1 protein-coding gene is annotated in these 1,079 nt (G+C 65.5%); it reads left to right on the top strand.

All coding sequences use genetic code 11. From position 1 onward, the window contains the following. Positions 1-1,079 (top strand): calcium-binding protein (locus K328_RS23465; protein ID WP_051284780.1); only part of this gene is annotated, 1,079 nt, incomplete at both ends.

Below are 1,079 nucleotides of genomic sequence, written 5' to 3'. Positions count from 1 at the left end.
GCCGGCAACGACACCATCGACGGTCTCGCCGGCGACGACGTGCTGGACGGCGGCGCGGGCAATGACGAGATCACCGGCGGTGCCGGGAACGATGCCATCGACGGTGGTACCGGCGACGACACGATTGACGCAACCGAGGGCGCCGACACCGTGTCCGGCGGCGATGGCGACGATGCCATTTACGCCGGTTCTGACGGCGTCGTGGACGGCGGTGCCGGCGACGACACGCTTTATGTCGACACCCGCTCCGACCTCGACGGTCTGACGCTCTCCAACATCGAAGACATCGTCATCGACGACGAGCAGGCGACCGACGGCGACGACGCCATCACCGGCTTTGCCGACAGCGACACGCTCTCCGGCCTGGCAGGCAACGACACCATCGACGGTCTCGCCGGCGACGACGTACTGGACGGCGGCGCGGGTAATGACGAGATCACCGGCGGTGCCGGGAACGATCAGATCGACGGCGGTGCCGGGAACGACACCATCCATGCCGAAGACGGTGTTGATACGGTCAATGCAGGCGACGGCGACGACGCGATTTACGCCGGCGACTCTGGCGTCGTGGACGGCGGTGCCGGCGACGACACGCTTTATGTCGACACCCGCTCCGACCTCGACGGTCTGACCGTCTCCAACATCGAAGACATCGTCATTGCAGACGAGCAGGCCACAGACGGCGACGACGCCATCTCCGGCTTTGCCGATGCGGATACGCTCAGCGGCCTCGGCGGCAACGACACACTCGACGGCCTCGCAGGCGACGACGTGCTGGACGGCGGCGCGGGCAATGACCAGATCACCGGTGGTGCTGGTGATGACACGCTGCAAGGCGGCGTTGGTTCCGACACTCTCTCGGGTGGTGCGGGCAACGACCAGCTGGATGGCGGCGAAGGTTCCGACGTTCTGTACGGTACCGACGGCAGCGACACCGTGTCCGGCGGTGACGGTACAGACGCGATCTATGCAGGCGATTCTGGTGTCATTGACGGCGGTGCCGGCGAAGACACGCTCTATGTCGACACAAGATCCGACCTCGACGGCCTGACGCTCTCCAACGTTGAAGACATCGTCAT

Origin of the sequence: Nisaea denitrificans DSM 18348, from assembly GCF_000426505.1 — a bacterium.
In the GTDB taxonomy this organism is placed as follows: domain Bacteria; phylum Pseudomonadota; class Alphaproteobacteria; order Thalassobaculales; family Thalassobaculaceae; genus Nisaea; species Nisaea denitrificans.
This window is presented reverse-complemented; position numbering and strand designations above follow the sequence as displayed.